This is a genomic window from Gryllotalpicola sp. CP2-P1, from assembly GCF_057512245.1.
On the sequence record NZ_JBLRDT010000319.1, the window covers coordinates 1 to 2,046 of the forward strand.

A 2,046-nucleotide genomic window follows, 5' to 3' on the forward strand; every position below is an offset into this window, starting at 1 on the left:
CATCGCGGCTGCGCGTCTCGCGCTTCCGCCCATCACGCTCGCCTGGGGCGCGATCACGCTGCTCTTCGCCGGCTTCGTGATCACCGTGGCCGCCATGTTCGCCGCGGCGAACCCGGGCGGCACACCGGCGAGCGACCCGGTGGCCGCGGTGGACGACGCCCTCGGCACCGTCGCAGCAGACAGCGGCGCGCTCGCCCCGGCGTTCACCGCCGTACCCGCACTCATCGCGCTCGTGCACCTCGCGGCGCTCGTGCTCGCCGTCGCGGTGCTGGTGCGCCGCCGCGTCGGGCTCGTCGGGCGGGTCACCGCCGGCTCCGTTCTGGTCGTCGTCGCCGCCGCGGCCGTGCCGTTCTGGGCGGGCGTGATCCGCACGCCCGAGGCGCCCGGCCCCGACGTGGTCGCCTGGGTCACCGTCTTCCTCGTGCCGACCGTCGTCGTCCTCGTTCTCGAACTGGCCGTGAAGGCACCGGGCCGCGCCCATCGCGGCGCGGCCGAGGCCGCCCGCGCCACATCGTCCACCGCTCCGTCACACCGCTAGGAACTCTCATGTCGAACCCGCACATCATGGTCGTCTACGGCACCCGCCCCGAGGCCATCAAGCTCGCCCCCGTGGTGCGCGCCCTGCGCGCCGATCGCCGCTTCCGCACCACGGTGGCCGTCACCGGCCAGCACGGCGAGATCCTCGACCGCATGAATCAGTTCTTCGGCGTCGACGTCGACTGCGATCTGGGGATGCTTCGCCCGGGCCAGTCGTTCGCCGAGCTCTCCTCGCGCATGTTCGCCGCGCTGCTCGCGCTGTTCGAGGAGCGCCGGCCCGACGCGGTGCTCATGCACGGCGACACGTCGTCATCGGCGCTGGCCGCGCTCGCCGCGTACTACCAGGGCATCCCCGTCATCCACCTCGAGGCAGGGCTGCGCTCGCACGACCTCGCCTCGCCGTTCCCGGAAGAGGGCAACCGCCGCATCGCCGGCCAGCTCGCCGCACTGCACCTCGCGCCGACCGCGAGCGCGAAGGGCAACCTGCTCGCCGAGAACGTGCCGGCCGACGCCATCGCCGTCACCGGCAACACCGTCATCGACGCGCTCTTCGAGACCGTCGACCGTGCCTCGGGGCGACTGTCGCCCGCCGTCGCGGCGGCGGTGGATGCCGGGCGGCGCATCGTCCTCGTGACGGCACACCGTCGCGAATCCTGGGGGCAGGGGCTGGGCAGCACCGCCGCAGCGCTCGCCGATGTGCTCGACGCACACGACGACGTCACGGTGGTGCTGCCCATGCACCCCAACCCCACGGTGCGGGCCGCCCTGCTGCCCGTGCTCGGCAACCGCACCGACGCACTGCTCATCGAGCCGCAGGACTACCCGGAGTTCTGCGCCCTGCTGAATGCCGCGCACGTCGTCGTCACCGACTCGGGTGGCGTGCAGGAGGAGGCGCCCGCCCTGGGCAAGCCCGTGCTCGTCACGCGCGACACGACCGAGCGCCCCGATGCGATCGCCGCGGGCGCCGCCGCGCTCGTCGGCACCGACCGCGACGTCATCCGCACGAATCTCAATCGACTGCTCGACGACGGCCTGGCCTACGCCGAGATGGCGGCCGCGGTCAGCCCCTACGGCGACGGCCATGCGACCGCGCGCGTGGTCGCGGCGATCGCCGCGCATTTCGGCGTGGGGACGCGAGTGCGGGATTTTCACCCGCTGGTCTTCACGGACGACTTCGCCGCGGTCGCCTAGAGCCGGCAGGGACGAAAGGGGCTCTCAGCTTCTATACAGACGATCTCTCGGTTCCTCGTCAGACGTGACCTCCTTATGTGGTCAACCGCGGCCACCCGGGCCGCAGGCGCTGGCGGCGATGCCACCCACGAGGTGGCGGAACCCGAATAGCCGCGCCTCGCGCATCGCACGGAGTCAATGCATTGACGCGTGTGTCGATCTCGGTCGACAGTGCACGCATGTCTCTGCACGTGCACGCACGACGAATCCACCCAGTGTCGGACTCGATACGGGGGTATTCGTCCATGAGCAAGGCCTCACCAAAGAGCATCAGCACAT

The 2,046-nt window shown here is 71.5% G+C and carries 2 protein-coding genes; both read left to right on the forward strand.

The features are described from left to right. Positions 1–538, forward strand: a 538-nt coding sequence (locus tag ACM2XV_RS14720) for a hypothetical protein (RefSeq protein ID WP_487027475.1), incomplete at its 5' end; no start/stop codon positions are given. Between the two features lie 8 nt (positions 539–546). Next, positions 547–1,728: a non-hydrolyzing UDP-N-acetylglucosamine 2-epimerase gene (wecB, locus tag ACM2XV_RS14725; protein ID WP_487027476.1), complete on the forward strand. Its 1,182-nt coding sequence runs from the start codon at positions 547–549 to the stop codon at positions 1,726–1,728. Positions 1,729–2,046: the final 318 nt, after the last annotated feature.